General features: G+C 69.6%; 25 protein-coding genes. 9 read left to right on the top strand and 16 right to left on the bottom strand.

The window, feature by feature from the left end:
• The first annotated feature begins 437 nt into the window (after positions 1 to 437).
• Complete coding sequence (locus ABZV93_RS08675) at positions 438 to 980, top strand: HNH endonuclease (protein ID WP_354932479.1); 543 nt, start codon at positions 438 to 440, stop codon at positions 978 to 980.
• Between the two features lie 200 nt (positions 981 to 1,180).
• Here the strand turns inward: ABZV93_RS08675 and ABZV93_RS08680 are convergent, their stop codons facing one another.
• Positions 1,181 to 2,182, bottom strand: a complete 1,002-nt coding sequence (locus tag ABZV93_RS08680) for a phosphotransferase (RefSeq protein WP_354932481.1) — start codon at positions 2,180 to 2,182, stop codon at positions 1,181 to 1,183.
• Positions 2,179 to 2,598: an MmcQ/YjbR family DNA-binding protein gene (locus tag ABZV93_RS08685; RefSeq protein WP_354932483.1), complete on the bottom strand. Its 420-nt coding sequence runs from the start codon at positions 2,596 to 2,598 to the stop codon at positions 2,179 to 2,181. The genes ABZV93_RS08680 and ABZV93_RS08685 overlap by 4 nt, the downstream gene beginning before the upstream one ends.
• Positions 2,599 to 2,728: 130 nt before the next feature.
• Between ABZV93_RS08685 and ABZV93_RS08690 the strand changes: the two genes are divergently transcribed.
• Positions 2,729 to 3,568 carry a phytanoyl-CoA dioxygenase family protein gene (locus tag ABZV93_RS08690; RefSeq protein ID WP_354932485.1) on the top strand — a complete coding sequence of 280 codons (840 nt, stop codon included), beginning with the start codon at positions 2,729 to 2,731 and terminating at the stop codon, positions 3,566 to 3,568.
• A 40-nt stretch (positions 3,569 to 3,608) separates the two neighbouring features.
• Positions 3,609 to 4,454, top strand: a complete 846-nt coding sequence (locus tag ABZV93_RS08695; RefSeq protein WP_354932487.1) for a phytanoyl-CoA dioxygenase family protein — start codon at positions 3,609 to 3,611, stop codon at positions 4,452 to 4,454.
• A gap of 11 nt (positions 4,455 to 4,465) precedes the next feature.
• Here the strand turns inward: ABZV93_RS08695 and ABZV93_RS08700 are convergent, their stop codons facing one another.
• From ABZV93_RS08700 to ABZV93_RS08730, 7 genes are read right to left on the bottom strand one after another with little or no spacing between them, the layout of a single operon-like run.
• Positions 4,466 to 5,641 (bottom strand): mandelate racemase/muconate lactonizing enzyme family protein, encoded by a 1,176-nt coding sequence (locus tag ABZV93_RS08700; protein ID WP_354932489.1) that lies wholly within the window; start codon positions 5,639 to 5,641, stop codon positions 4,466 to 4,468.
• On the bottom strand, positions 5,638 to 6,390 hold the full coding sequence (locus ABZV93_RS08705) for a PIG-L deacetylase family protein (RefSeq protein ID WP_354932491.1): 753 nt from the start codon (positions 6,388 to 6,390) through the stop codon (positions 5,638 to 5,640). The genes ABZV93_RS08700 and ABZV93_RS08705 overlap by 4 nt, the downstream gene beginning before the upstream one ends.
• Positions 6,387 to 7,181, bottom strand: coding sequence for an SDR family NAD(P)-dependent oxidoreductase (locus tag ABZV93_RS08710; protein ID WP_354932493.1), 795 nt, complete (start codon positions 7,179 to 7,181; stop codon positions 6,387 to 6,389). Before ABZV93_RS08710 ends, ABZV93_RS08705 begins: the two co-directional genes overlap by 4 nt.
• The gene (locus tag ABZV93_RS08715; protein WP_354932495.1) at positions 7,174 to 8,082 is read right to left on the bottom strand and encodes a dihydrodipicolinate synthase family protein; all 909 of its coding nucleotides are present in this window, start codon (positions 8,080 to 8,082) and stop codon (positions 7,174 to 7,176) included. Before ABZV93_RS08715 ends, ABZV93_RS08710 begins: the two co-directional genes overlap by 8 nt.
• Entirely contained in the window at positions 8,079 to 8,975 is an 897-nt protein-coding gene (locus ABZV93_RS08720) for an amidohydrolase family protein (protein ID WP_354932497.1), read from the bottom strand. Before ABZV93_RS08720 ends, ABZV93_RS08715 begins: the two co-directional genes overlap by 4 nt.
• Positions 8,976 to 10,382 carry a hypothetical protein gene (locus tag ABZV93_RS08725; protein WP_354932499.1) on the bottom strand — a complete coding sequence of 469 codons (1,407 nt, stop codon included), beginning with the start codon at positions 10,380 to 10,382 and terminating at the stop codon, positions 8,976 to 8,978. It lies immediately after the preceding gene.
• Entirely contained in the window at positions 10,369 to 12,258 is a 1,890-nt protein-coding gene (locus ABZV93_RS08730; protein ID WP_354932501.1) for a hypothetical protein, read from the bottom strand. The genes ABZV93_RS08725 and ABZV93_RS08730 overlap by 14 nt, the downstream gene beginning before the upstream one ends.
• A 700-nt stretch (positions 12,259 to 12,958) precedes the next feature.
• On the opposite strand from ABZV93_RS08730, the gene ABZV93_RS08735 reads away from it, so the two are divergent.
• Positions 12,959 to 14,680 (top strand): penicillin-binding transpeptidase domain-containing protein, encoded by a 1,722-nt coding sequence (locus ABZV93_RS08735; RefSeq protein WP_354932503.1) that lies wholly within the window; start codon positions 12,959 to 12,961, stop codon positions 14,678 to 14,680.
• A gap of 56 nt (positions 14,681 to 14,736) precedes the next feature.
• Here ABZV93_RS08735 and ABZV93_RS08740 read toward each other — a convergent pair whose 3' ends face one another.
• Complete coding sequence (locus ABZV93_RS08740) at positions 14,737 to 15,042, bottom strand: hypothetical protein (RefSeq protein ID WP_354932505.1); 306 nt, start codon at positions 15,040 to 15,042, stop codon at positions 14,737 to 14,739.
• A 49-nt stretch (positions 15,043 to 15,091) separates the two neighbouring features.
• Positions 15,092 to 15,280, bottom strand: a complete 189-nt coding sequence (locus ABZV93_RS08745) for a hypothetical protein (RefSeq protein WP_354932507.1) — start codon at positions 15,278 to 15,280, stop codon at positions 15,092 to 15,094.
• Between the two features lie 369 nt (positions 15,281 to 15,649).
• Here ABZV93_RS08745 and ABZV93_RS08750 point away from each other — a divergent pair, with 369 nt between their 5' ends.
• Positions 15,650 to 16,291 (top strand): VC0807 family protein, encoded by a 642-nt coding sequence (locus ABZV93_RS08750; protein ID WP_354932509.1) that lies wholly within the window; start codon positions 15,650 to 15,652, stop codon positions 16,289 to 16,291.
• A gap of 235 nt (positions 16,292 to 16,526) precedes the next feature.
• Here the strand turns inward: ABZV93_RS08750 and ABZV93_RS08755 are convergent, their stop codons facing one another.
• Together ABZV93_RS08755 and ABZV93_RS08760 are read right to left on the bottom strand one after the other, a co-directional pair.
• Positions 16,527 to 17,090: a GNAT family protein gene (locus ABZV93_RS08755; RefSeq protein WP_354932511.1), complete on the bottom strand. Its 564-nt coding sequence runs from the start codon at positions 17,088 to 17,090 to the stop codon at positions 16,527 to 16,529.
• 78 nt (positions 17,091 to 17,168) lie between these two features.
• Positions 17,169 to 18,287: a hypothetical protein gene (locus ABZV93_RS08760; RefSeq protein WP_354932513.1), complete on the bottom strand. Its 1,119-nt coding sequence runs from the start codon at positions 18,285 to 18,287 to the stop codon at positions 17,169 to 17,171.
• Positions 18,288 to 18,542: 255 nt separating this feature from the next.
• Here ABZV93_RS08760 and ABZV93_RS08765 point away from each other — a divergent pair, with 255 nt between their 5' ends.
• The 3 genes from ABZV93_RS08765 to ABZV93_RS08775 all read left to right on the top strand — a co-directional run bounded on the left by ABZV93_RS08765 (position 18,543) and on the right by ABZV93_RS08775 (position 20,559).
• Positions 18,543 to 19,511: a DMT family transporter gene (locus ABZV93_RS08765; protein ID WP_354932515.1), complete on the top strand. Its 969-nt coding sequence runs from the start codon at positions 18,543 to 18,545 to the stop codon at positions 19,509 to 19,511.
• Positions 19,512 to 19,552: 41 nt separating this feature from the next.
• Positions 19,553 to 20,275, top strand: coding sequence for a polysaccharide deacetylase family protein (locus ABZV93_RS08770; protein WP_354932517.1), 723 nt, complete (start codon positions 19,553 to 19,555; stop codon positions 20,273 to 20,275).
• Positions 20,276 to 20,385: 110 nt separating this feature from the next.
• Complete coding sequence (locus tag ABZV93_RS08775; protein ID WP_354932589.1) at positions 20,386 to 20,559, top strand: nucleotidyltransferase domain-containing protein; 174 nt, start codon at positions 20,386 to 20,388, stop codon at positions 20,557 to 20,559.
• A 16-nt stretch (positions 20,560 to 20,575) separates the two neighbouring features.
• On the opposite strand, the gene ABZV93_RS08780 is transcribed toward ABZV93_RS08775, so the two are convergent.
• From ABZV93_RS08780 to ABZV93_RS08790, 3 genes are all read right to left on the bottom strand, one after another.
• The gene (locus ABZV93_RS08780; protein WP_354932519.1) at positions 20,576 to 21,589 is read right to left on the bottom strand and encodes an acyltransferase domain-containing protein; all 1,014 of its coding nucleotides are present in this window, start codon (positions 21,587 to 21,589) and stop codon (positions 20,576 to 20,578) included.
• 70 nt (positions 21,590 to 21,659) lie between these two features.
• Complete coding sequence (locus ABZV93_RS08785) at positions 21,660 to 22,976, bottom strand: VOC family protein (protein ID WP_354932521.1); 1,317 nt, start codon at positions 22,974 to 22,976, stop codon at positions 21,660 to 21,662.
• 127 nt (positions 22,977 to 23,103) lie between these two features.
• On the bottom strand, positions 23,104 to 23,607 hold the full coding sequence (locus tag ABZV93_RS08790) for a GNAT family N-acetyltransferase (protein WP_354932523.1): 504 nt from the start codon (positions 23,605 to 23,607) through the stop codon (positions 23,104 to 23,106).
• Between the two features lie 266 nt (positions 23,608 to 23,873).
• Here ABZV93_RS08790 and ABZV93_RS08795 point away from each other — a divergent pair, with 266 nt between their 5' ends.
• Positions 23,874 to 24,848, top strand: a complete 975-nt coding sequence (locus ABZV93_RS08795; RefSeq protein WP_354932525.1) for an alpha/beta fold hydrolase — start codon at positions 23,874 to 23,876, stop codon at positions 24,846 to 24,848.
• Positions 24,849 to 24,881 lie beyond the last annotated feature (33 nt).

A 24,881-nucleotide genomic window follows, 5' to 3' on the forward strand; every position in this document is an offset into this window, starting at 1 on the left:
TGGGCAACACCGAGGAGCAAACGGCCGCTAAGGAGTCGACCGAGGACGCGCACTGCGCCGTTCACCGGTTCCCCGACCATGAACTGCACGACAGCTGGTGCGAATGTGGCGACTGCTCCCCGGCTCCAATTGCCAGGTGCAGTGTGTGCGGTGCGCCCGCGAACAACGGCGTCCCGGTCCACGACACTGCCGCCCACGAGGCCGCCGATCGCAGCGCGACCGCGGAGAACGCAGCGGCAGAAGAGACAGCCGCTCCTGCCGGTGGTTCCGACAGCGGTTCGGCCACGGATCATATTCCGCAGCAGGGCCGCCGACCTGACGAGTCGACCGACCCACCGCGCGGGGGGACAAGAGCATCGACACCGCCGCCGTGGTCCTCCTCGCAGCCGAGTTGGGGGCCGATCCGAACGCGCGCGAAGATTCAGCTGAACGTCCCGTTGACCACGTTGATGGGACTGTCCACCCGGCCCGGTGAACTCGGCGGGTTCGGCCCCGTCATCACCGAAGTCGCCGAGCGCCTCGTGGCGAACAACCTCACCAACCCCGAAGCCAGGTTCAGCGTGGGTGTCACCCACCCGGTCACCGGACGGTTACTCCATCTGCATCCGATACCGGCGAGATTCCTGCGCGGACTACAAGCCGAGCTCGTCCATGCCCGCGACCAGCGCTGCGCATGGACCACCTGCAGACGCCCGGCAGCGACCTGCCACCTGGACCACAACACCGAACACGCCTACGGCGGTTCGACGTCCGTGGACAACATCGCACCTCTGTGCCCACGCCACCACAAGGCCAAGACCGAGCGCGACTGGAAGCTCCACCAGACCGGGCCGGGCGAACACACCCTCACCGACCCCTTCGGCCGCAGCTACAGCAGTCGAGCGCCCTCCCTCACCGACCCGGTGCCAGCCAGCTCGGCACCACCCGAGTCGGCAACCGCCGCCGCCGGGACGGCCCACGATGACCTACCGCCGTTCTGAGGACGGGTACGCCCGAAGGCCGATCAGGAGAATGTATCGGTGCGCCTTCGAGGAGAGCTGCACGCGGTCCATCAACCGCAGCTTGGCCTCGACCGGGGACGGCAGCAGGTGGCGTTCGCGTCCACCCAGCGGGCTCCGCGCAGCGCCTCCACCAGGGCAAGAGCAGCGTACTCTCATGCGCAGAGCACACGCCGGGGCGCTCACAGTGAACCCGAGTAGTACGGGTCGCGCATCAGCTGTGCCAGGCGGGCGACCGGTCGTCCGTCGTGAGCGATCCAGGCGAGCCTGCCGAACGTCGTGAGCATGGAGTGCTCGGCGTCGCTGAGCGGGCGAACGCTCTGATATCCGTCGAGCATCGCCGAGCGTTGCGGCTCGCCGGTACGCGTGTAGCAGTAGGCGAGGTCGTACGCCCGCCAACCGTATCCGCACATGTCGAAGTCGAAGACCGTGATGCTGTCGCTGTCGCTGTCGCCGTTGCTGTCGGCGTCGAAGTGGTAGTTGAGCGGCTGGACGTCGGCGTGGATGATGCCCCAGCCGGTCGGCCCGGGGTCGAACGCCGCGAGCTGCGCACGGATCTCGGCGGCGTAGTGGCGGATGGTCTGCTCGTCCTCGGGGCTTGCGGCGCGAATGGCCTCGTCGAGTTCGGCGAGCGGCCGGTCGAGCTTCGCTGCCTCGTCGAGGTGATAACGCGGATGTTCGGGCGTGTGGAGGTCCGCGGTGACGTGGATGGTGGCGAGGGTTCGCCCGACGGCGTACGCCTGGCCGACGGTCAGCGCCCCGGAAGGGGGTGCGCCGGGCGCCCAGGAGAACAACGAGTAGAACCGCCCACCCTCGGGGGCTGGGATCGTTCCCAGAGCGTCGCCGTTTCGCCGGGGGAGTGGGTACGAGACCGGAACCCCGTGGCTGTGCAGGTGGGTCAGCAGGTCGAGTTCGAACCTGACGTCGCCCTCGCCGCGAAGCCACCACTTTCCCCGGGTGTGCAGGCGGAACGCGTACCGCCGCTCTCCGACAGAAATCTCGTAGGTGTCGTTGTGACCGGCGAAGAGCAGGCGGCAGTCGTCCGGGACGCCGACGTCGTACTCGTCCGCCACCAGTCGCGCGATCCACGTCGGGTCGACCATCGAGTAGATGACGTCGACGGCGCTGTGGGGTTCCGCCGGCGCGGTAGGGCCGGCCGACGTTGCACGGTTCTCGATGGTCATCTCGGATTCCCTCGGTCGTGATGGTCGCCGGCCGTCCGGTCGAGTTCGGCGAGAAGCTTCTTCGGCGCGACGGTGCGGTAGCTCTCGTCGATCCAGTCGCGCACGAGGTCGAGGTCCGCGTGGAGCAGGGGGACGGTCAGCCAGCCCCAGTGGCCGAGGCCGCTCATCGTGGTCGGGGTCGCTGCGCCCTCCGCGACCGCCTGGTCGTAGGACGCCCTGAGCTTCACCGAGGCCGCCGGCACCGGTGCGTCCGGGCGGCTGAGCCACAGGAACATCGGCCCGTACGCCAAGCCGTTGCCCCTTCGGCGGGGCGGGTGGTCGATCTTGATCACGACCTCATCCCAGGGCTGGTCCTCGATCGCACGCGGCATGGCGAGAGCGAACGCCCGTACCTCGTCCCACGCCCGGGAGGCCATCGGCACACTCTAGGACCCGGCGCCCCCGGGCGGTTGCCGGACCTGGACAGCACAGGTGTGGTGCCCGACCCAAAGTGCCTGCGACGCTGGAACCGGCGATGCGTACATCACGACATGAGGAGTAGGTGGCATGACTGCTACGACGGCAGCGCTGGGATCCGAGCTGGACGTTCCCTACGAGGGGTTGCCGCCGACGGCCACCGCCGACTTCACCCGGGACGGCTTCATCCACCTGTCGGGAGTGCTGTCCCCGCAGACCATCGCGGAGTACGAGCCCGTGGTCACCGGCGAGGTGATCCGGCTGAACACCCAGCACCTGCCGCTGGCGGAGCGCGACACCTATGGCAAGGCGTTCCTGCAGGTGACCAACCTCTGGGAACACAACGCGAAGGTGAAGGAACTCGTCCACTCCCGGCGTCTTGCCGGCATCGCCGCGAAGCTCCTGGGCGTGCACGCGGTGCGGCTCTACCACGACCAGGCGCTTTACAAGGAAGCCGGTGGTGGGATCACCCCATGGCACGCCGACCAGTACTACTGGCCGTTGTCGAGTGACCGGGTGTGCACGATCTGGCTGCCGATGCAGGAGACGCCGTACGAGATGGGTCCACTGGCGTTCGCCCGGGGCAGCCACAACTTCTCCATCGGCCGCGACCTGGCGATCAGCGACGAGTCGGAGGCGAGGCTGAGCGAACTGGTCGCAGAGCAGGACTTCGAGCATGTGGAGCAGCCGTTCGCGCTCGGTGACGCGAGCTTCCACCGCGGCTGGACCTTCCACCACGCGGGGCCGAACCACAGCGGCATTCCGCGCCGGGTGATGACCGTGATCTACATGGACGCCGACATCCGGGTCGCCGAGCCGGTCAACGACAACCAGATCGCCGACCGCAACTGGATGCCGGGGACGGAGATCGGCCAGGTCCCTGACACCCCGCGCACCCCGGTGCTCTACGACGGCCTGCGAGCAGACTGAGCGTATCCGCCCGGAACGACGCAGAGGACAGGTGAGTGCGATGAACGGGGGACGGACGACTTTCGACCGGGACGCCGGGACGTATCCGAGCGGGCTGTACGCCACCGCACAGGTGGCCGAACCGGTCGAGCGCCTGGCGGACGTGGGCGAGGCCGAACTCGACCGCTACCGGCAGGACGGCTTCCTCCCGGTGAGCCGGGCGCTGGCCCCGGAGACGGTGCGCGATGCCACGGCCGGCCTGGAAGCCCTCGCTCGCCCGAACTCACCTGCGGACGTGCAGTACGAGGCCTGGGCGCATGATGTTCTGGACACGCTGACCCCGGCCCAGCGGCTCGACGTGACGCGGAAGTTCATGTCGTTCACGGCGCACGAGGCCCGTCTCGCCGCGATCGCGAACGACCCGGGCATCCTCGACGTCGTGGCCCGGCTGCTCGGCGGCACCCCGCGGATGTTCCAGGACATGGCCCTGCTCAAGCCACCGGGTGGCGGGCGGGAGAAGCCGTGGCACCAGGACAACGCCTTCTTCCACATGGTTCCGGGCTCCCCGATCGTCGGTGTGTGGATCGCGCTGGACGCGGCCACCGTGGACAACGGCTGCATGCGCGTCATCCGCGGCTCACATCGTGACGGCCCCGTACGCCACGTCCACCTGCGTGACCTGCAGATCTGCGACGGGAACGTGCCGGTCGACCGAGGGGTGGCCGTGCCGCTCCCGCCGGGCGGCCTAATGTTCTTCGACGGCCTGCTGCAACACGGGACGCCGAGCAACGACACGACGACACGTCGGCGCGCACTGCAGTTCCACTACACGGTGGACGAGGTGAGCGAGACGTCCGCCGAAGAGCATGCCGCGGTCTTCGGGATGGCCGACGGCGACGAGTGCTGACGTGATCGGGGCTACACAGAAACGGCGTGCGCCTCGACGAAGGCCAGGTCCACGTCCACTCCGAGTCCGATGCCGTTCGGCACCTCGACCGTGCCGTCGGCTGCCAGTGTCAATGACTTGTTGACGACACCCGCGCTGAGGTCGCTCTGCGCGACGTTGAACTCCACCCAGCGGGCTTCGGGCAACGTCGACAGGAAGTGCAGGCTGTAGGAGTGCAGCAGGTCGGTCAGCCAGGAGTGGGTGACGATCTCCACGCCGGCGGCCTCGGCGTCGCGGGCCAGCGCGCTCGCCACCGTGAGCCCGCCGCACCGGGACAGGTCCGGCTGCACGACCGCGATCCCGTGGTCGCGAACCAGCCGCCGTAGCTCCCAGATCGTCGCCTGCTGCTCACCCGCCGCGAAGCGCAGGTGCGGGAACTCCGCCGCCAGCACGGCGTACTGCTCGGTGCACTCCGGATGAAGGATGTCCTCCACCCAGTACGGCGTGACGTCGCTCAGCGTCTCCAGCATCGTCGTGGTCTGCGCCATCGTCCGCACCCGAGGACGGCCCGCGTCCTCGACGTACCAGCCGGGGTCGATCATCAAGGCTCGAGCAGGTCCGAGCGTCTCCCGCAGTGCGAGGAGGTTGTCCCGGTCCGCGCCGGGGTCGATCCCGAACCCTCCCCAGCCGAACTTCATGCCGGTGAAGCCGAGGTCGACGTAGCGCTGCGCCGCCGCGGCGTTCGCCTCCGGTGTCGAACGGAAGAGAGTCGAGGCGTACGCCGGCAACCGGTCGCGGCGGCGACCACCGAGCACATGCGCGAGCGGCGCTCCGGCCGCCTGTGCCCGGATCGACCAGAGACAGTTGTCGACCGCCGACATGCAGTGCATGGCGACACCGCGCCGCCCGTAGTAGGCGGTGGCGACGTACAACTCGTCCCAGATCGCCTCCACGTCGGTCGGGTCGCGGCCGAGAAGCTGTTCGTGGATGGTACGGAAGCCGAGCGCGCTCATCCCGCTGCCCTGCAGGACGCGGGCGGCGACCGGGCCCATGGTCTCCACGTCCGACCAGCCCTCGAGGCCCTCGTCGGTGCGGACGCGTACCAGCAGCAACCAGTCGCCCTGGTCGGTCGCCTCCGCCTGGCCCGCGTGGGCACCGTAGGTCTGGGAACCGCGGAGCAGGAACGGCGTGACGTCGGTGATCCTCATGCGCCGGCCTCGGTGCCGGTGCCGTCAGGTGCCCACCTACCGGGCAGGTCGGAGGGCCAGGGGATCCGGCGTTCGGCCAGGCAGGGCCGGAATCCCTCGGCGTGGGCGACCATCAGCCGGGCACCGGTGACCCGGTCGGAGTCGGCCATCTCGTCGGCGTAGTCGTGACCGCGCAGGCGGCGCATCACGTCCATCTGGCTGGCGTGGGCCCGGATCAGTTCGGCCTTGCGCGCCGCGTGATCCGCGGTGAGTTCGACGAAGTGAGTGGCCTCGAATCCGTACCCCGCGCCGGTGTCGACGTGGAAGATCCGCGGCACGTGGTCGCCGGCCGGGACGGCGGGTTCGAACGAGCCGAGGTTGGTCCACAGCGCGGTGTCAACCACGGCTTTCGCGGTCACCACGTGGTCGGCGTTGTAGTCGTTCGTCCAGTGCGTGAAGATCACGTCGGGATCGACGGTGCGCAGCGCCGCGATCAGGTCGTGCCGCAGCGACTCGTCGTCGTAGAGGAACCCGTCCTCGCGGCCCAGGCACAGATAGCTCGCGTCGAACGCCTTCGCCACGGTACGGATCTCCACCTCCCGCACGGCGACGGCCCGTTCGTGGGAGTCCGGACCGGAGAACGGCAGGCCCTTGTCGCCGCCGGTGAGGGTCACGAACGCGATCTCGTGGCCGAGTTCGTGCAGCCGCAGCAGCGTTCCCAGGCATCGCATCTCGTCGTCGGGATGGGCGAACACGCATGCGTACTTCACGGCTGGTCTCCCTCCGACGTCCGGTTCCCCTCGGGTAGCCGGGCCAGTGACACCGACAGCGCGCCGTCCACGGTCAGGAACGACCCGGAGATGTAGTCGGCGGCCGGGGAGGACAGGAACGCCACGGCCGCGGCGACCTGGCCGACGTCGCCCATCGCGCCGAACGGCAACGCCCTGCCCGCCCGGGCGAGGTGCTGCTCGCCGTACAGAACGACCTCGCCGGGGGTGGCAATCCAGCCGGGCACCACAGCGTTCACCCGGATCCGCCGGCCGGCCCACTCGTGCGCGAGCGTACGCACCACCTGGCCGAGCGCACCGTGCGCGGCGTTGTAGCCGAGGCAGCGGGCGAACGCGTGCTTCTCGTGCAGGGAGCCGATCACGGTGAACGCCGCACCCGGTGGCGGCGGGGTGGGTGCGACCGCGAGGGCGCGGAAGACCGCGAACGCCGCGAGCGGGCCGAGGGTGAAGCTCAGCCGCACCGAGTCCAGGCTGAGTTCGAGGGCGGGAACGTGTTCCTCGTGGGCGAGGGCGTGCACAGCGGAGCGGACCTGCCCGGCTGCCGCAGCGGCCGCCGCGACGTCCTCCCCGAACGCCGGATCCGCGGCGTCGGCGGCGAGTGGGACGCCGGAGCCGCCGGCCCGCTCGATCGCGGTGACCGTCTCCCGCGCGCGGTCGAGGTCACGGTCCACGCACAGCACCGTGTCGTGGGACGCGGCCAGGGCACGGGCGCAGGCGCCACCGATACCGCCACCCGCGCCGGTGACGATCGCGACCGTCGCCGGCTCAGTCATGGTCGACCGCTCTGCGCAGCAGGTCCACCAGCCGGTCGATCTCGGCGTACATCCGTTCGTCAACTCCGCCTGCGACAGGACCGCGCACCGCCGCGCTGGGGAAGACGCCCTGTCGTACGAGCAGGTGTTTCTCGATGGCGACGAAGCTGTCCAGGCTGGTCTGTAGCGACACCATCTGGGTCAGCGGCCCGGCGATCAGGTAGGCCCGGTCGTAGTCACCGTCGTTGAGCGCCCGCCACAGTGGGACCAGTGCCCACACCAGGTCGCCGGCCGGCATGGTGCCGATCGCTCCGCGCCGGAAGCTGTCGACGAGATACATGCCGCCGTTTCCCTCCAGGACGCGTGCTTTCCCGCCGGTGGCGTCCAGCAGCTGGGTCAGCTTGGGCCCGATCGGGTGGGCCTCCGGCTTGAACAGCACCCGGTCGGGGAGCTCGGCCTGCAACCTCGCCTGCAGTTCGATCGACAGCGCCGAACCGACGTACCCACTCGCGTCCTGGACGATCACCGGCACCTGCGCGGCGTCGGCGATCGCGAGGAAGTAGTCGAACAGTTCCGCGTCACCCGCCCGGCTGAGCGCGGGAGGCGTGGCCATCACCGCGTCCGCGCCGACCGCGGCCGCGTGCCGGGCGTGGCGTATGGCGGCGTGGGTGGACTCCGCACCCACGCTGACCACCGACGTGCCCCGCCCGCTCGCCGCGCCGCACAGCAGTGTCGCGAGCTCGTCCCGCTCGGTCGTCGACAGCCGCAGCACCTCCGACACCATCCCGATGGCCACGCCGTCCGCGCCGTTGTCGAACAGCCACTCCACCTGGCGTACGAAGGTTTCGGTGTCAATGTCGCCTTGCTCGTCGAACGGCGTCTGCACCACACACACGACACCAGCGATCTCGGATCCGGTCATGACCCGACCGTCCTCCCCGGCGCCGCGGCGCCGTCCTTGTGAACGCCCAACCCGAGCAGGGCAAGGGAGTCCCGTTGACAGATCCGGTCCACGTCGCCGTCGGTGACGTCGGCCATCCCGAGCGTGCGGCACAGGCCGGCTGCCTTGCGAAGCCCGGCCACGGTGCGCTCGACGGTGGAGAACGGGTAGTCCGTGCCGAACAGGATCCGGTCGAACACGCGGTACTCCTTCGCCGCGGTCAGCGCCTGCGCCAGCTGCCACGGCCGGGTGTCCAGCGCGGACACGTCGATGTAGAAATGCTCGTGCCGGCGGATCACGCTCAGTGCTTCCTCCGCCCACGGGTGCCCGAAGTGCGCGATCCACATCCGCAGGTCGGGGAAGCGGCGTGCCACCTGGTCCAACTGCAACGGCCGGGCGTAGTCGACGATCGCTGCCGGGGTGAACGTCGTTCCCTGGTGCCAGATCACCGGAATCTCGTGGTGCGCGGCGACCTCCAGCAGGTCGAAGCAGGCCGCGTCGTGCGGATGGAAGTGCTGGTAGCAGGGACCGAGCTTGAGTCCGCCCAGCCGCAGGGTGCGGATCGCGTCGTCGAGCAGGGCCGGCGCTCCGGGGCGGTTCGGATTGACACTGGCGAAGCCGATCAGGTTGTCGTGCCCGTCGACCGTGGCCGCGACGTAGTCGTTGGGTACGACGACCCCGACCGGTTCGGCGTCGAACGCCAGCACGATCGAGGTGCCGGCCGCCTCCGCGGCGAGCCGGTGTTCCTCCGGCGTGACGTTCCAGCTGACCTCACCCCAGGCGCGGATCTCGTCGTGTGCCAGCGGATCGCACACGTGCGTTCCGTGCTGACCCAGGTGTGTGTGTACGTCAACCGTGACTTGCGCCCGCGTCATCTATCGAATCCCGTCTCGTTCGGACAGCGTGGCGAAGGCCACGGTGTGCGCCGGCAGAAGGATCTGGTGTTCGAACGCGCCGGCGGTGACGACGACCCGTTCCTCCAACGGCTCCAGGGCGAGGGTGTCGGCGCACCAGCGCCGCGCCTCGTCGATCCGGTGGACGGTGAGCAGCTTCGGGCCTGGCGTCAGCCCGGCGTACCGCAGCGTGAGAACACGGTCCCGGCAGGCCGGCCGGGAGAGGCTGGTGTTCGACACCAGCAACGACACCGCTCCGGGAGCACACGCGGCGTAGGCGTGCAGATCCTCGTGCGAGACCTCGCAGGCGACTTTGGTGCCGTCGAGCCTGCCCAGCAGTTGGTGGACGAAGTACTGCGGACGCACCTGGCCGCGCTCACCGAACAGGCCGAACCGGTGCGGCACCTCGTTCCAGTGCCGCATCAGGTGCGCGACACCCTCGGGGGAGAAGAACGGCGCGAACTCGCCCGGATCGCACACCTGGTCCCACAGGTGGTAGTAGAACGACCAGGCCGGACCCGCCCGGTCCATCGCCAGGATCGACGCCACCACCAACGCCGCCCGGCGCGGGTCGTCGGCCTGGTCGGCGACCGAGACGGCCTCGAACGACGTACTCCACTCGGTGACCATCAGCTCCGGCCGCGGTTCGGGGAACCCCGCCACCAGCCGCCTGCCCTCGGCCACTCCGGCAGCGTGCCGTGCCCAGTCGTCGGCGTAGAGGTGCCAGGACACGAAGTCGAGCGGAACGTCGTTGTCCAGGCAGTGCTTCACGAAGCCCGGCAGCGGTTCGCTGGTCACCCAGCACGCCGCCGTTCCGCCCACCTTGACGTGTGGTGCGGCCGCTCGGATGGCGGGGGCGGTCAGGTCGTAGAACGTCGCGTAGTCGTCCGGGTCGGGGACGAGGTACGGCGACCCACCGTCCTCGCCGATGTCGGTCTCGTTGCCGATCTCCCAGTGGGTGACGAGGTTGCGTTCGACGGAGTAGCGGCGTACCAGTGCGGTGACGACCTGCTGCCACTCGGCGACGTCGTTCGGCATCCACACCGCGTGATCGGTCCGGTCGGCAGGGCCGAACAGCGGGCCGGGCTTGAGGCAGATCGCGGCGACGACCTTCGCGCCGGTGGCCGCGAGGGAGTCCAGGTAGGGGTCCAGCCTGGTCCAGTCGAACCGCCCGTGCTCGGGGTAGATGTCGAAGAACTGCTGGACGAAGATCCGGACCAGCCGCGGTCGCAGGGCCGCCGCACCCTTGACCACGCGGGGTGGCAGCGGTGCGGAGTTGATCCCGCCCACCCCGACCGTGTGCCGCCAGAGTTCGGCCGGACCGCGCTGCTCGCCGACGTCGACGTGCACGGTCTGCCGGTCGAGCAGGGCGAAGTCAGGTACGGGCATCGTGACCTCCGAGCCGGGTGAGCAGGCCGTCGATCCGGTACGACGAGCCGGGCAGGTCGCCGTCGCCGTCGTCGTAGGGCTTCTCCCCGGCGTTGACCACGACCTCGGTCCCGTCCTCATAGGTCGTGCGGCTTACCGTGCCGGCATCGTCGAGGTAGGCGTGGGAGAGCATGGCGTGCAGCGCAGTGCGTTCGTGCAGGCGTGCGACCGGGAGTGCCTCCCGGAGCAGGCGTTGCGTCACGGGGTTCTCCCAGGTCACCCACGACGACGAGACGGCGCCCTCACTCGCACCGATCACCGGGAAGTAGCCGAGCACCGGCGACACCGTGGGCGGGTTGCCGCACATCACGTCGTAGAGAATCTTCGCCCGCGACCAGTCACCGCCCCAGTAGCTCCGGTTGTACGGGTCGTACTCCCAGCAGTACGACACCACCGAGTCGTGGTAGACGAGCCCCTGCAGGGGAACGTGCCGCGCGGGCGCGGGGAAGACGGTCTCCAGATCGCGCCGCGGGTTGTTGGAGCAGAAGTCCATCACGTCGAACGCCCAGTCGCACCCGCCCTCCGAACCGATGAGGTGACCCCAGCCCGCGACCTCGGCCAGCCAGGCCCGGCGCGCCTCCCGGTCCGCCGACCGGCTCATCGGATGCGCGGGTGACCAGCACTCCATCAGCGCCTTGCTCGTGGTGGTGTCGAAGTGCAGCCCGGCGAACGTACCGGCCCGCTCCCGCAGTCGGCGCCCGTGTCGCGCGATCACCGCGTCGCACACCCGGGCATAGCGGTAGTCGCGGTTCACCCAACCCTGCGGCACCTGCCCGTCCCGGTCGAGGGCGAGCATCTCCGGCTCGAAACTCGGATCGAAGTCGAGGATGTCCTCCAGGTAGAACCAGGCGAACGGCGTGAAGCCCGCCTCGGTGATCGGGGCCGCGAAGTCCGGTGCGCTGATGAACGGCTGGTAGTCGTTCAGCCAGGGTCCGGCATCCCACTGCAGGAAGTCGATCGGCCCGAGCAGTCCGCTCCGGTAGCCGATGTCGCGGAGTCCCGTCAGCACCTGGTCGAGCTTGCGGCGCGAGAACGGCAGGTAGCCCGTGCTGAAGTACGGCGCACCGACGATCCCGCTCACGACCGGCCGCTCGGCGATCTTGTCGGCCAGCGACCGGAACCGCCCGGCTGCGACGATCGACCGCCGGTAGGCCGAGGCGGCCACCACGTAGCCGGGTTCGTCGAGCAAGGTGTAGGTGACGCGGCGGGCACAGCGGAGAGTGCCGAGTGATGCTGTCCAGCCGATGGCGACGTCGACGCCGGTGTCGGTGGAACCGGTGATGGTGAGTTCGAGGTCGTCCTGGTCGGTGAAGGTCGCGAGCAGGCCGCCACGCGTCGTGCTCGCGGACCAGAACGGCATCGACAGTCCGACGGTGTTGCCGCCCGCCACGTCGAACGTGACGTCGAGGTCGTCCGCGGGGGAGGGCTGGTAGACGATCCCGTTCGTGGTCTTGAGGGGCAGGGCAAGCTCCACCACCGGCGTACGATCCGGTCGCAGCGGCGGGGGATAACGGACGGGCGAGGTCAGCTCGGCGTCGGTCGTGGGCGTGAGCGAGAACGACACGGTCGACGGGCCCTCGGCAAGCGCAATCTCGACGGTGAGGACGAGACCGCCGAGCCGCAGCACGGCTCGGCATCCGCGGTCGAGGGCTTCGCACGACTCCAATCGCACCGGATCGTGGTCGCCGTCGGATCCGCTGAGACGGTCGATCCCGGCGAAGGTCCATCGGTTGGTGCCCGCCGGGTTCTGGATGCTCCCGGCGAGCGTGTTCGGGTCCAGGCTCAGAACCACTTCCGGCGCCTGCCAACGCCAGAAACCGTCATCCCTTGAACGCACCGGCGGTGCTCCCTCCGTCGACGGTTCCTGGCGGCTCCCGAACAGCACGACATCGGCGGCGAGTCGTTGCCGCCGGTGCGGGTGATGCTGCCGCGATTCTGCTGGAACCGAAGGCTCCCGGCCAAGGGAATGGCTCCGTGCGGTCACGCCTGAGCAGGGCGGCTAGACCTGGCGGCGAGGCGGCGGCGGGCGGTGCACTGGTGCTCTCCCCGGCCAGCTTCTGTCCGCCGCGGGGCGCGACGTGCTCGCCACCAATCCAGAACCGGGAGCGCATCTCCACCCCACCCTTCACCCGGCCACGTGCGGTCGTACGGTCCGGGTCCAGGGTGATCTCGTCCAAGCCCAGCTCGCTCGGACGAACGAAGCGGACGGCGAGTTCGCCGAGGGCGCTTGCCGACGTACTCGTCCACGAACGACGTCCCGCTGGCGTACCGGTCGCGGCAGAACCCTTGCGGGCTCGCGTCCCTGCCGAACCACTCGGCGGAGTCCGGGTCGTGACGGACACCCGCCCGGCCGTCCGGATCGCGGTGAACCGACTGCCCGGATCGCGCAGAACGGACCGCCCGGATCGCCGTGAAGCGGCCAATTGCCGCAGTGAGCGGCGACCCGGGCCAGGGCCAGCGAGGACGTCCAGAGCCGAGCACCAGCCTGCTGATGCCCACATTGGCGACGAGCCGATGAATTTGCTTTCATCTTCAGAGTGGAACACGTGACGGAGTGGGGTTCGGGGCGGCGCCGCGTACGGCGGTCCCGGGTCATCGTGGGGGTCGTCGCCATATCACTCGTGATCTTCGGGGGATTGGCGGGTGCCGTGATGCTGTTCGGCACCCCTGGTCGGACGACGGAGCGGGCGGAGGAGGCCAGGCAGCAGGCGGCGAAGGCGTCGGTGGCGCGCGCCGAACGCCGGATGGACACCTTCGTCAGCTCGTGGAAACGCGGCAGATGGGAGGAGGCAGGGCTTTACACCGACAGCCCGGGCAGCGCGGCGTCACTGCTCGCCTCCGTGCACCGCAACCTCGCGCCGAAGCCGTTCTCGATCCGGGTCGGCGAGGCGAGCCTGACCAGCACCACGAAGAGTGAGCGGAAGGCCGGCGCGCGAAGGACCTACGTCGTGCCGTTCACCGTGAAGATGAAGGTGCCACGCGTAGGTGCGTACACCTACGAGTCGAAGGCCCGGATCGTGCAGACCGCGGAAAGGGACGTGGTGCACTTCGAGCCGTCCATGGTCAACCCTGTGCTGAAGGCCGGGCAGACGCTCGCCGTGGCCAGGATGTCCACCCGCGGGTCGATCCTCGACGACAAGGGTGACCTGCTCGCCGCCGCCACGCTCGTCGGTGACGTCAACTCCGAGGGCAAGGGGACCTCTGGTCTGCAGAAGCGCTACAACAAGCAGCTCGCCGGATCCGGCTCCGGGTCGGCGTATCTGATCGCGATCACCGACCGGGAGACCGGGCGCGCGCTGAGGCCGCTGCGTACGCCCGACGTGAAGCTCGGCGCGGACGTGCACACCACGATCGACCCGGACGTGCAGCGGGCCGCGGCCAAGGCGCTCGACCTGGTCGGCAAGCCCGCGGCGCTCGTCGCGGTCAAGCCGTCCACCGGGGACATCCTGGCGGCCGCGAACGCCCCGGCCGGATACAACCGGGCGTTCATCGGGCAGTACCCGCCGGGATCCACGTTCAAGGTCATCACCTCCGCCGCGCTGCTCAAGGCCGGCCTGCGACCCTCGGACGTCCTGGAGTGCCCGAGGTACGAGTGGGTGTACGGCTGGCGATTCACCAACCAGGACCAGTTCGTGCTGCCTGAGGGGTCGACCTTCCGGGACGCGTTCGCCCACTCCTGCAACACCGCGTTCGTGGGAGCCAGGAACAAGCTCGACGACCACTCACTCGCCCGGACCGCGGCAGCGTTCGGGATCGGCGGCGTCTGGGACACCGGGGCGTCCACGTACGACGGCTCGGTGCCGGTGAACACCGACGTCCTGGACCGGTCGGCCGCGATGATCGGCCAAGGCCGCGACCTCGCGTCGCCGCTGGTGATGGCGTCGGTCGCGGGCACGGTGAAGAACGGCACCTTCGTCCAGCCCAGGCTGGTCCCCGAGGCGGTCCGCCACCCGTACAAGGCACCGGAGTCGCTCGACCCGGACGTCGTCACCGATCTCCGGTCGATGATGCGCTCGGTGGTCACCGACGGGGCCGGCGACGCGCTGCGCGACCTGCCCGGCCGGCCGCACGCCAAGACCGGAACGGCGGAGTACGGCAACTCCTCCCCGCGCCGGACCCACGCCTGGATGATCGGCTACCAGGAGGACAGCGACATCGCCTGGGCGGTTCTCATCGAGGACGGCGGGTCCGGAGGCTCCGACGCCGGGCCGGTCGCGGCGGCGTTCCTGAAGAACCTCACCGGGAAGGGACCTTCCTGACCGGCGCGGCATCGGCGTCGCACGTGGCCCGGGGACTATCGGGCTGCTGGTCGCGGCTACGTCCGCGACGGTGGCCTGTCCGCCCGCCCGGCCGCGTCCCGGAGGTCGTCGTCCGTCACCTCCGCGTCCGCCTCGGCGTAGGTGCCGGGCGGGGATTGCTCGCCGGTCTCCTCGGCTGCGCCCTCGGCGTCCTCGGCGTGGCCGGCCACCAGCGGGAGGTCCTTGCCCGGCTCGGGGGCGCCTGGTTCGGGTTCACGCCACTCGTGGGCGCGGGTGGCGCGGTTTGCGGTTTCCATCGCCTTCGCGTCGGCCTTGAGGTCGTCGTCCACCCGAGGGCTGTGTCGGTCGCTGCCGCGCTGCATGGCGCACCTCCTGTGCAACTGTCCGTCGAGCGAAGGTCGGGTCTTCCCCTCACCCTCCACGGTATGGGTTGGTTCGGCTGGTGGGGTCCTTGGCGAGGCGTTCCCAGTCGTCCTGGAACCGGCTGAGGTTGTAACGCTGGAGCACTGCCTCCCCTGCGCGGGCGCCGGCCGCGGCGGTCGCGTCCCGGTCGGCCACGGTCCCGGTCGTCCGGCCGCGGCGGATCGGTTCGTTGACCACCGCGGCGGCGTGCGGGACCTCCCCGGTCCAGCGGAGACCGGGGTCGAGATGCCGTGCCCGCCCACCAGCGGCCCGCGGTCAGGTGTGACCGGAACCACGTAGCGGTGTGGACCCTGAACGAATGCGGTCGTCCACGACCCGTGCACGTGCCACCGGAAGATGTCCATAACTCTTCAAACTGCCCATCCAGACCCGGTACGGAACCGGACAACCGGAGTGCAGGAGGTCTCCGCACCGCGGCGGGCAGCACTCGGACGAGTTGCCGCCCTGGTCCCGATCGCCCGCTTCGGCCGGACTTGACGACGCGCAGGGTCTCTTCGGACGATGGGATCTGTGCATCACTCTGCCAGCAGCCCGCGCACGGTCCTCATGCCTCCACGGCTGCGACTGGCGATGGAGGTTGCCCGGCATCTGGCCGAGTCGGTGCTCGTCCCGCTCGGACTGTTCTACGGCATCGTCGTCGCCGCAGGTTTCCACGTCGCGCTGTTGGCTGCCGTCGCCTGGGCGCTGGTCGCGATGGGCGTGCGGGTCGTCAGAGAGAGGCGCCTGCCGGCCGTACTCCTCGGCACGACCGGGCTGTCCGTCGTCCAGGTCGCCGTTTCCTACGCCGCCGGGTCGGCGATGGTCTATTTCCTCCAGCCCACCCTGGCGACCTACGCCGTCGCCGTGGCGTTCCTGCTGACGGCGCTGCTGGATCGTCCGCTCATCCAACGGCTCGCCCACGACTTCTGTCCGCTGCCCCTCGACGTGGTGCGGTCGGCTCCGCTGCGCAGGCTCTTCCAGCGACTGTCCCTGCTCTGGGGCACCGTGCTTCTCGTCAACGCCAGCCTGACGCTCAGCCTGCTGCTGACCGTGGGCACGACGTCGATGCCGGTGGCCACCGCAGCGTCGGTCCCGCTGTTCGCCGCCGGGTTCCTCCTGTCGCTGCTGTGGTTCCGCCGCTCGCTGCGGGACGGCGGCTACCGGCTCGCCTGGTGCGACCCCGCGCAGGCCGCGAGCCAGGGGGCATGAGTCTGCGCCGTGCCTGAGCGCCCGGCCGTCCCCATCCGGTTGCGAGTGGGGCCTAAACCGGTGGATTGCGGTGAGTTCTAGCCTCCTCCGCCGAACCCCAGGCGAGGTCACGGTGTTGCTGCGCCTCCCGGCCTCCTGTGCGTCGGCGGTCAGCCCGAAAGTCCCTGCCAGCACGTTGCGGACGTCCGCACCCGCTCGGATTCCTTTGCGGTCACGGGGGATGTGCGAGTCGTGCTCATCCGTGGGCGGCGCGCCATTCCCGCTCCAGGAGGGCGTAGGTGTAGCCGTCGATCCAGCCGAGCTCGGCGTGCCAGGAGTCCTCGATGCCGTGCTGCTCGCGGCGCATACCAGCTTTCTCCAGAACACGCGCCGAGGCGGCGTTGTCGGCGTAGCAACCGGCGGTGACCCGGCGCAAACCGAGGTGGTCGAACGCCGCTGTCAACAGGCCCTTGGCGAGGTGGGTGGCGTAGCCCCGGCCGGCGGCACGCGGGTCGACGATGTACCCGATCAGGCCGTCGGTTCCCTTGGGCACGCCTGGCTGACCCATCGCGTCGACGACCTCCAGGAATCCGATCGCCACGACCTGGCCGTCCGCCTCGGCGACGCAGGAGAAGTCCGTTGTGCTGGACGCTTTCGCCAGCCAGTCGCGGCGGAACCTCTCCGGGTCCACGGTTGTGGCGATCAGGAAGCGCTGGACAGCCGGATCGTTGCGGAACGCCAACAACGGCTCGATGTCTGGTTCGCTCGCGTCGCGCAGCAGGAGTGGGCCGACTCGTAGCGGCCAGGGTCTGGTCGTCACGCCCCACACTTTGGCACAGCGGATCACTGCGCTGTACAGCGGATTGCCGGGCCGTCCGGCGGATCGCCGCGAGGTGGATCACGTCGTCTTGGCAAGGTTCTCCAGCAGGTCGGTGCTGTCCGGACGGAACAGCGCGCGGGCGCGTTCGATCTGACGCGACCTGGCCGGCGTACCTGGGCCAAGTGAGTCCAGAGCCGCCAGCAGGTCGTGTGGATCGTCCGCCCGCGTGACCGCACCCACCCGGGTGAGGTGGTCGGCAGCAGCGAGGCCGTGCCCCGGCAGCGGCAGGTGGGCCACTACCGGCGTACCCGCCCCGAACGCCTCCGTGCAGGTCTGCCCTCCGGCGTTCTCCACCAGCGCGTAGGCACCGGCCAGCAGTTCGGCGACGTCGTCCCGCCACCCGAGGGCGTGCCCGGAGCCCGTCGCCCGGTCGAGGTGGCCCAGCAGGCGTCGGTTTCTGCCGCACAGCACCAACGGGGAGTAGCGCCCGGACTCGGCGAGGGCACGAACGGTCGGGACCAGGTTGGTGGCGACTCCCCATGCCCCGGTGGACAGTACGACGAACGGCCTGTTCCCATCGTCGGTTCTGCCCCCACGGGCCGCGGCATTGTTCAGGAAGTCGGGAGTCAGTGATGTCAGCGGGCCGAGCCAGAAAGCCCGCTCACCGACGTGCGCGGCGGCGAGCTCGCGTCCCTGCGATGACAGGCACAGGTACGCGTCGTTCCCGGGCGAGAGCCACAGCGCGTGTGGCGCGAATTCCGTGAGCACCACGAGGGCGGGCGCCCTCAGTACGCCGTCCATCCGCAACCGGCCGACCACTGTCGCGGCGAGGTGGAAGGTCGTGACGACCGCGTCCGGGTCGGCTGCCCGGACGGCGTCGCGTGCGGCCGGCACCAACAGGCGGACCAGTGGCTCCACAAGGTGACGCGCATCGTCGGGATCGGCGAATCTGTCGTACACATGCTGGTATCTGCCGGGCGCATACCGGAGGGTCACCGCGTAGCCGGAGCGGATGGCGCTGCCGATCCCTGCCGGCAGCAGGCGCAGCAGGTCGAGCAGTTGCACCTGATGGCCGCGTTCACGCAGGCGCCGGGCGATCTCGGCCGCCACCCGGTCGTGGCCGCCACCCATGCTCGCCGACACGATCAGGAGACGCGGGCCGCCATGTGCGACAGGTCGGACACCCGGGTCTGACATCGCCTTGCCGTCCTCGGTTGGTCGCGCCGGCGGCCGCCGTGTCACAGGCGGGGCGTGCGGGTAGGAGCCGGAGGGCGAAGCAGATCGTCATGTGGTGCCCACGGGCCGCCAACAGGCCTACGAGACGGACGCGGTGCCAGGCTGTCACGGCAGCTGGCAGGAGAGCAGCGGTTTCGGCAAGGAGGACCGAGGTTCGGAGGTGCCCACGGCCCGCAGGCGCGGCGCAGACCTAACGATCAAGAACCGGCGGGTCGCATGGTGATCAGTGCTGTCCTCGCGGCCCTGGCGGCGGCGAGCAACGCCTTTGCGTCCGTTCTGCAACGCTACGAGGCGCGTACGGCACCGAGCAGGGAGGCGTTCCGGCTCGCGCTGCTTCGTGATCTCGCCCACAGACCCCTGTGGTGGTGGGGGATCGCAGGCATCATCGCGGGTGCGGTGTTCCAGGGAGCGGCGCTGCTCACCGGCCCGCTCGCTCTTGTTCAGCCGATCATGATGGTGGAGTTGCCGTTCACGCTCCTGCTCGCGGCACTGGTCTTCCATCACGGCCTAGGCAGGCGTGCGATGGCGGCGGTGGTCGGCATCACGGCCGGGGTGGTGGTGTTGCTGGTCTCGGTCGACCCGTCCGGTGGGACCACCGAGGTACGTGCGAGCCGATGGCTGGCCGCGTTGCCCGGGATCGCGTTGGGACTGGTCGCCCTGATCGGCATCGGCCGGGCGGTGACAGGGATGGCCAGGGCTGCCGCGCTGGGGATGGCCACCGCTGTCATGTTCGCGTTGACTGCGGCGTTCATGAAGGACGCGACCGGGCGGATTCCCTTCGGCGCTGCGGCGTTCTTCACCAGTTGGCAGCTGTACGCCACATGTGCGGCGGGGCTGGTCGCCCTCTTCCTGCTGCAGAATGCTTATCAGGCAGGGACGTTGGTAGTGGCGCAGCCCGCGGTCACTGTGGGCGACGCTCTGGTCAGCCTCGTGCTCGGCGTGGTGCTCTTCGAGGAGGAACTGCGGCTGGACGGGTGGTGGCTCGCCGCCGCTCTCCTCGGCCTGGGACTGATCATCTTCGGGGCTGTTGAGCTCTCCCGGTCGCCGCTGGTGAGTGGTGTCGCCACCCCGCCGGACTCCGCCGAAGTACAGCGGTCGAGTTCGCCGGATTCGGGCCAGAAGCCGTCAGATCCTGCGGATCCCGAGGGCTTCGCGGGGCCCGACGATCCGGCGGCGCCACCGTAGACGACGTAGGCAACGTAGGTGGATGTGGGGAGAGGCAGCGCATGCGCAGGTTGACAGCGACCACGGCGGCCACGGCCGGGGCCGTACTCGTGGCCGGCGGAGCGGTTGCCGACCTTCTTCCGACCGCGACCGCGATCACTGCCGTACGCAGGTTGTGTCCGGCTCTCGCCGGGCGCGGCGACCCGGGCCACGTCGCCCTCACCTTCGATGACGGTCCGCACCCGGTCGCCACCCCCCTCCTGCTCGACCGGCTCGACGAACTCGCGGTGCGGGCGACGTTCTTCCTCCTCGCCGAGCAGGTCCTCAGGTGTCCGCGGATCGCGTACGAGATCGGCAGTCGTGGCCACGAGGTCGCCGTGCACGGTATGCGGCACGACCCACCGACCAGACCGTGGCGCGCGAGAACCGATCTGGTGCGGGCGTACGGGACCATCGTCGATGGAACGGGTACGAGGCCCGCTTGGTACCGCCCGCCATACGGCGTCCTCACCACGTCTCGCGCCGCCGCGGCCAGACGGCTCGGGCTCCGGCCCGTCCTCTGGACGTCTGACGGGCGCGACTGGGCAGCCGGCGCGGACGGTGACTCGGTGGCCCGTCGTGTCCTCGGCAGTCTGGACGGCGGCGGCACCGTCCTGCTGCACGACTCCGACGTCGCGGCGGTTCCCCGTTCGTGGCGATCGACGCTGGACGCGGTCGGCACCATCGTGGGCCACTGCCGCAGGCAAGGCTGGGTTGTCGGACCGCTCCGCGACCACGGCATGTGACAAGGCGGTGAGAAGTACGCCGTACGGCTCGAACTGCCGCATGCCGAGCAGTTCTCCGTAGAACTCGGCGAGCACTCGGCGCCCCTCCCGGCCGCGCCTTTCCCGATCGAATCCGGGGCTTCTACCTACGCGGCAGTCACGCCAGCGGCACCAGCACCGACGGCAGCGATCTCGACCTCTACGTGGTCTTCAAGGACCACTTCGACGCCGACGTCTACGTGCGCTCGGTCGTCCACACGCCCTACTACAGCTACCGCAAGGCCGGCGACCTCGCATCGGGCTGAGGACCGACGCCGTTGTTCAGGTTGCCGGGTCGGATCCGAGCACGCACCAGCCCGCACCGCCGTGCCAGTGATGGCCGGCCTGGAGGTGGTCGAGGATCGCACGCTGCAACGTCGACCGGCGAGGAAGGTCGGCCAGGTCGGTCCCTACCCTGCCGAAGACGAACCGGAGGATCCCAGCGTCGTCGTCTTTGGGTACGTACGCCGGCCGGAAGCGCCGTTGGAACCGGACGATGTTGCTCTCCGCCGGGAGGTACTCCGCGAGTTGTTCGTCCAGCAGCCACGAGTAGCAGGCCGCGAGGTGGTAATCCTCCTCCGGGAAGTGCCGGGCGAAGAAGTCGTGCGCCATCGCGAACGACCTGTCACACGCGGCCGGAGTCATCGGCCCGTAGGTCGCGGGGACGTGCACCGCGAGGACGGGGTCGCCGGGGCCGTACGGCTGACCGGCGGCGGTGACCGCCTTCCCGGTCCGGTTCCCGAGCTTCGCCCGCTGGAACTGCAGCCTGCCGAGCTGGTAGAGCGCACCGCGGAAGTGACCCGTGAGCCAGGACGCAAGCTCGGTGTCGAGCCCGCCGGTGCCGTACCAGAACCGGTGGTCGGCAAGGACTCGGCCGAGGTCGGCGAGGGTCAGGCGGGAAACGTCGCCGGGGATGCCGCGCTCGCGATGAAACGCGCGGACGTGCGGCAGTGCGGCCAGGTAGACGTAGACGTAGAAGTACCGCCGCAGGGCGCCCATGGCCGGGGAGAGTTCGGGGAACGGCACTTCCGGCGTGACGGTGCCCATCCCACTGACGACCAGGCGGGTGCAGTACTCCAGAAACCGCCACACCCGCGCGTCCCGCTCGCGGCTCGGCAACAGCGCAGTGAGCTCGTCGATGTCCTCGTGCGGCACCGCGAGGTCGAGCAGCAGGGGTGGCAGGTCGTCGGCCGGAGGCAGCACGACCTCGAATCGCGGTTCGTCCAGCGCTTCGACGAGTGCGCAGAACTCCTTTGCCGCGGCCTCGTCGCGTACGAACTCACCGATGACGTCCACGCCTCGCATCCTCCTGGTCGTCGGCGCACGGTGTCCAGGGCGTTTGTCCGGGTGGGTCAGTCCAGGCGGGTCAGTCGGTTTCCGAACGCGCCGGGGCCCAGAGTTCCTCCCGGCCCACCACCACCGCGATGTCCACCTCGTTGCCCTCGGGGTCCGCGAGCGTCCACCACTCCGGTGCCTCGTCGTCGTACACCACGCGTCCTCCGGCGGCGAGGGCCGCGTCGATGCGGGCCTGCGCCTGGTCGTCGGGAACGTACACGTCGATGTGGATCCGGTTGCGCTGCGCGCGGCGGGCCTCCTCCGACGCGGACATCTGCTGGAAGAAGATCGGCGGGTTGAGCCGGCGCGGGTCGTAGATGTCGGTGACTCCCGGCCGCGGGTCGTACTCGTACCCCAGAACGGCCTTCCAGAAGGCGCGAAGGGCCGGGATGTCGACGACGGCGATGCCGATCTGTACGAAGCGCAGGCGTCGGGTGTCCACCGTCAACCCCAGCTTGCGCGCGGCCGTCTGCACTCGGCGGGCAAGGTCGAGGAACCGTTCGTCCTCCCACTGGTCCTTGCCCGTGTCGATCGTGACACCGTCCGGACGCAGGTCCACCAGGAGTGGCAGACCGGCGTCGTCGGCAAGCTCGGCCACGACAGTGGCGAGGTCGGCCGCTCGTCCCGGCGAGGTGACCGGGTAGAACGTCATCCCGCCGAAGAGTTCCCGCCAGTCGGCGATGCCCGGGTCGTCGCCGAAGGTGTCCGCAGGAGCCAGGGGGATGACGTCGACCTCGTTCCCCTCGGGGTCGGCGAGCGCGGCATGGTGCCCACCGGCGTACGCCTGTGCACCGCCGGCCGTGGCGCCGTCGACGGCCTCGAGTGTCAGCAGGTGTGGGTGCGCGACGTCGAGGTGGATCCGGTTGCGGAGGGGACGTGGCGTGTCCTGCTGCTGGAACCACAACGGCGGATCCCGGCGCATCGAGTCGACGAGGACCTCCTCACCCAGCGGCTGGTATCTCATGACCGAACGCCAGAACGCCATGGTCGACCCTCTGTCCAGGGTGTCAAGAGTGAGTTGAAGGAACTGGAGTGCGGACGGGTCGGCGGCCAGGCCGAGCTCCCGCGCGGCTGCCGAGATCGCGCGGGCGGCAGCGACGTCGGCGCGGGTGAGACCCGGGGAGCCGAGCGTGCTGATCCGTACATGCACTCCGTTCACGCGCAGGTCGACGTCCGCTGAGCGGCCCAGGCCGGTGGAGAGTTCGGCGACCCGGCGGACAAAGCCCGCGCCGGCCGTCTGGGAGGGGGCGTCGAACCACGCGCTCGCACCGTACCGGAGCACCCGCCAGTCCTCGACCCCGCCCGCCTGCTGAAACTGCTTCGCCGTCAACCGCTCGCTGTCACCCATGACCGCAGCATGCCACCGCTGGATGTCCCAAGGCAGCCACCTCGGTCTGCGGCGAAGTGTGGAGGGTTACGGGGGTCAGGACCCCCGTAACCCTCCACACTTCGCGAGTGTCAGCTGGCGCCCGGTCTCAGCAGAGGTCCTTGCGGAGGAGGGTGCACGTGGTCTCGTACTTGCTGACCGTGCCATCCGGCCCCTCCTGGTCCCAGGAGGCGGGTTCGCTGCCGTACGCCACGTACCCGAGTCGTTCGTACAGCGCCCGTGCTCTCGGGTTGTTCTCCTCCGCGCCGATCTCCGACCGTGACAGGCCGCGTTCTCGTATCCGCTCCTCGGACGCCCGGATCAGGATGGATCCGATCCCGATGGAGCGCAGCTCGGCTCGCACGGACAGCGTGGAGATCACCCCGGCTCCGGGGATCTCGTCCCAGTTGATCGCCCCCTTTGCCACCGGCACCCCCGTCGGTGTGCACACGACCAGGTGGTCGACGACACCGGTGCGCGCCCGTTCGAGCTCCGCGGGCATCGTCTCGAACACGTGCTGCGGGTAAAAGCAGGCGAGCTCCGGAAGGTCGTCCTCGGTCATGTCCCGCACCGTCAGCGGCATCGTGACGACGCCGGTGTGGATGGTCCCCATGCGTGTCACCCTTCGACGGGTAGGCGATCGACGTCCAGCGCCCCATCCTGCGCCGAGCACCGGGTGAAGCGAAACCGAATATCGCCGCGTCCGTAAGCTCCCGAGGTTCGGTCACCACATCCTGGGTGGTGAGCAGTTGCTGTGCTCGCGCAAGGTGGGACCGTCTGCGAGGGCCAACCCCATTCGTGACCTTACGGGCTTTGGCCCCGCCTTCGGGGTGCCGACAGGGGGATGCGGAATAGTCGCCGCAGACGCAACCTGTCCAGATGGGCGCACGCTATTCACCTGGAGGGGTTACCGCCGCGGCCGACGAGAACGCCGCCTACGAGGTAGGTGACATCGAGTTCGACGCGGAGGGAGATACTCTGCGCGGCTGGCTTTATCGCCCTGAGGCAGGCGGCTCGACGGCCCCGGTGGTGGTCATGGCACACGGCTACAACTGTCTCAAGGAGTTCTACCTCGACAAGTACGCCGCCGCGGTCGCGAGCGCGGGGCATGTCGTAGTCGCATACGACCACCGGAACTTTGGCGACAGTGGTGGGGAACCACGCCAAGAACTCGATCCGTGGGTACAGGTGCGCGACTACCGCCATGCGATCACCTTCGCCCAGACACTCGACGGCGTCGACCCTGACCGTGTCGGGGTGTGGGGGTCCAGCTACGCCGGCGGTCACGTGATCGTGGTAGCCGCGATCGATCGTCGGGTCGGTTGTGTCGTTGCCCAGGTGCCGACGATCAGCGGCTGGGAGTCGACGTTGCGCCGGATCCCGCCGCAGGCGCTGGCCGGCCAGCGCCGCGCCTTCGACGCCGACCGCCTCGAACGCTTTCACGGCGGACCGCCGAAGATGGTGCCGATGGTTGCCGACCCGGAGGCGGGCGGCGCGGCATCCCACACGAGCCCCGACGCATGGGAGTTCTTCACCGGACAGAAGTCGCCTCCCGAGGATCAATGGCGATTTCGCAAGTGGCGGAACGAGATCACTCTGCGATCGATCGAGCTGTACTCGGAATATGAGCCCGGATCGTTCATCGAGCGGATCGCGCCGACTCCCCTGTTGATGGTCGTCGACAACGACACGGTGACCCCCACGGACCTCGCACTGGAGGCCTACAACCGCGCCGGTGAACCGAAGCGGCTCGACCTCTTCCCCGGCGGCCATTTCGCCGCCTACACGGATCAGTTCGACCGCGCCGCTCGCGCGGCCGCCGACTGGTTTTCCGAGCACCTGGGACCAGCCTAGGGCGGCAGCCGAGGCGAGCGACCAATCGCTATC

Source organism: Actinopolymorpha sp. NPDC004070 (genome assembly GCF_040610475.1).
Lineage (GTDB): Bacteria > Actinomycetota > Actinomycetes > Propionibacteriales > Actinopolymorphaceae > Actinopolymorpha.

What these genes read in the sequence shown, in the direction of transcription:
- ABZV93_RS08715 (WP_354932495.1), bottom strand. Translation starts at nt 8,082, where the DNA reads ATGACCGGATCCGAGATCGCTGGTGTCGTGTGTGTGGTGCAGACGCCG.
- ABZV93_RS08690 (WP_354932485.1), top strand. Translation starts at nt 2,729, where the DNA reads ATGACTGCTACGACGGCAGCGCTGGGATCCGAGCTGGACGTTCCCTAC.
- ABZV93_RS08785 (WP_354932521.1), bottom strand. Translation starts at nt 22,976, where the DNA reads ATGGGTGACAGCGAGCGGTTGACGGCGAAGCAGTTTCAGCAGGCGGGC.
- ABZV93_RS08790 (WP_354932523.1), bottom strand. Translation starts at nt 23,607, where the DNA reads ATGGGGACCATCCACACCGGCGTCGTCACGATGCCGCTGACGGTGCGG.
- ABZV93_RS08770 (WP_354932517.1), top strand. Translation starts at nt 19,553, where the DNA reads ATGCGCAGGTTGACAGCGACCACGGCGGCCACGGCCGGGGCCGTACTC.
- ABZV93_RS08685 (WP_354932483.1), bottom strand. Translation starts at nt 2,598, where the DNA reads ATGGCCTCCCGGGCGTGGGACGAGGTACGGGCGTTCGCTCTCGCCATG.
- ABZV93_RS08700 (WP_354932489.1), bottom strand. Translation starts at nt 5,641, where the DNA reads ATGAGGATCACCGACGTCACGCCGTTCCTGCTCCGCGGTTCCCAGACC.
- ABZV93_RS08760 (WP_354932513.1), bottom strand. Translation starts at nt 18,287, where the DNA reads ATGTCAGACCCGGGTGTCCGACCTGTCGCACATGGCGGCCCGCGTCTC.
- ABZV93_RS08695 (WP_354932487.1), top strand. Translation starts at nt 3,609, where the DNA reads ATGAACGGGGGACGGACGACTTTCGACCGGGACGCCGGGACGTATCCG.
- ABZV93_RS08750 (WP_354932509.1), top strand. Translation starts at nt 15,650, where the DNA reads ATGCCTCCACGGCTGCGACTGGCGATGGAGGTTGCCCGGCATCTGGCC.
- ABZV93_RS08710 (WP_354932493.1), bottom strand. Translation starts at nt 7,181, where the DNA reads ATGACTGAGCCGGCGACGGTCGCGATCGTCACCGGCGCGGGTGGCGGT.
- ABZV93_RS08740 (WP_354932505.1), bottom strand. Translation starts at nt 15,042, where the DNA reads ATGCAGCGCGGCAGCGACCGACACAGCCCTCGGGTGGACGACGACCTC.
- ABZV93_RS08725 (WP_354932499.1), bottom strand. Translation starts at nt 10,382, where the DNA reads ATGCCCGTACCTGACTTCGCCCTGCTCGACCGGCAGACCGTGCACGTC.
- ABZV93_RS08720 (WP_354932497.1), bottom strand. Translation starts at nt 8,975, where the DNA reads ATGACGCGGGCGCAAGTCACGGTTGACGTACACACACACCTGGGTCAG.
- ABZV93_RS08765 (WP_354932515.1), top strand. Translation starts at nt 18,543, where the DNA reads ATGGTGATCAGTGCTGTCCTCGCGGCCCTGGCGGCGGCGAGCAACGCC.
- ABZV93_RS08680 (WP_354932481.1), bottom strand. Translation starts at nt 2,182, where the DNA reads ATGACCATCGAGAACCGTGCAACGTCGGCCGGCCCTACCGCGCCGGCG.
- ABZV93_RS08795 (WP_354932525.1), top strand. Translation starts at nt 23,874, where the DNA reads ATGGGCGCACGCTATTCACCTGGAGGGGTTACCGCCGCGGCCGACGAG.